This is a genomic window from Flavobacterium bomense, assembly GCF_003970355.1.
Genome location: NZ_RYDJ01000052.1, coordinates 1 through 1,878 on the forward strand (window position 1 = coordinate 1; position 1,878 = coordinate 1,878).

2 protein-coding genes are annotated in these 1,878 nt (G+C 37.5%); both read right to left on the bottom strand.

The window, feature by feature from the left end; genetic code table 11:
• On the bottom strand, positions 1 to 1,130 hold a 1,130-nt coding region (trpB, locus tag EKL98_RS15445), incomplete at its 3' end, for a tryptophan synthase subunit beta (protein ID WP_126563094.1).
• A 46-nt stretch (positions 1,131 to 1,176) separates the two neighbouring features.
• On the bottom strand, positions 1,177 to 1,878 hold a 702-nt coding region (locus EKL98_RS15450; RefSeq protein ID WP_449404014.1), incomplete at its 5' end, for a phosphoribosylanthranilate isomerase.

The following is a 1,878-nucleotide window of genomic DNA, read 5'->3' on the forward strand; positions in this document are numbered from 1 at the left end:
GATAAATTAAACACGACAATATCAGTAGGTTTGAATTTTTTTTCGTCTAAAACAGCAAAAGCATGAGCACTTTCGATGGCAGGAATTAAGCCTTCCAATTGCGACAATTTTATGCCCCACTGCATCGCTTGATCGTCTGTAATCGAGATGAATTCTGCTCTTCCTGTAGCGAATAAATTGGCGTGCATCGGGCCAACTCCTGGGTAATCTAAACCAGCCGAAATTGAATAGGGTTCTGTAATTTGTCCGTCTAAAGATTGCATCAATAAGGTTTTACTTCCGTGAATGACACCAATTTTTCCCAAAGCCGAAGTGGCAGCACTTTCGCCAGAATCAACTCCTAATCCGGCAGCTTCAACAGCGATAATATTAACATCAAGATGGTCTAAAAAATGGTAAAATGCACCCGCAGCATTGCTTCCGCCACCGACACAAGCTATAACATAATCAGGATTTTCTCGACCTTCTTTTTCTAATAATTGCTCTTTGATTTCCTTTGAAATTACACTTTGAAAACGTGCCACCATATCAGGATAGGGATGAGGTCCAACTACCGATCCAATGATGTAATAGGTGTCAACTGGATTATTTATCCAATCACGAATGGCTTCGTTTGTGGCATCTTTTAGCGTTTTAGAACCTGAAAGTGCGGGACGAACCTCGGCACCCAACATTTTCATTCGAGCTACATTTGGAGCTTGACGTTTGATGTCGATTTCTCCCATATATACGATGCATTCCAATCCCATCAAGGCACAAACAGTTGCTGTAGCTACACCGTGTTGACCGGCTCCAGTTTCGGCAATAATTCTGGTTTTGCCCAAACGTTTGGCCAATAAAATTTGTCCAATAGTGTTGTTGACTTTATGCGCGCCAGTATGACATAAATCTTCTCTTTTGAGATACACTTTTGTGTTGTATTTTTCAGATAAGCGAGCTGCAAAATAAAGTGGAGTAGGGCGACCTACATAATCTTTGAGCAAAGCATCAAATTCTTCCTGAAATTCAGGTTCAGCTGTAATTTTCAAATATTGTTGGCGTAATTCCTCGACGTTTGGATATAACATTTCTGGAATGTATGCTCCTCCGAATTCTCCGTAATAGCCTTTTTCGTTAACGTTGTATGACATTTTTTTTATTTTTTTTATTTTCAGACACAATTTATCGCATCTCTTTTTATTGATTACTAGAGACGCGATTTATCGCATCTCTACATAATTGTATGTTTTTTAATCCAGGTTCTAATTCAAATTTACTGTTCACGTCAATGGCAAAAACAGGTAAATTGGTTTTCAAAAGTTCTTGTAATGAATCAAATTCTTCAATACCAATTCCACCACTCAAGAAAAAGGGTTTGGTCGATGGATATTGTTCTAATACTTTCCAATCAAAAGTGGTTCCGTTTCCCCCAGGTAGTTTTCCTTTGGTATCAAAAAGGAAAAAATCACACACTTTTTCGTAGGAATTTAAAATTCCAAAGTCAAAGGTATCTAAAATTGGAAATACTTTTATGATAACTATCAGTTTTGAAGTATTTTTTTTTAATAATTCGCAAAATTCAACTGATTCGTTACCATGCAATTGAACAGCTTGCAAATCGTGTGTTTTAATTTTATCTAAAATTTCATCCAAAGTTGCATTTACAAAAACGCCAACTTTTTTTATCGATTTTGGTAATTTGGGAATGGTACTTTCAAAATATCTAGCCGATTTCTCCCAGAAGATAAAGCCCATATAATCGGGTAGGAGTGAGCCTACTTCGAGTATGTTTTCGGGGTATTTCATTCCGCAGATTTTAATCCTCACCCCAGCCGTCTCCAAAGGAGAGGGAGCCGAAACTGGATTTGGTTTTGTCGATATTTTTTTTGAAAATGATTG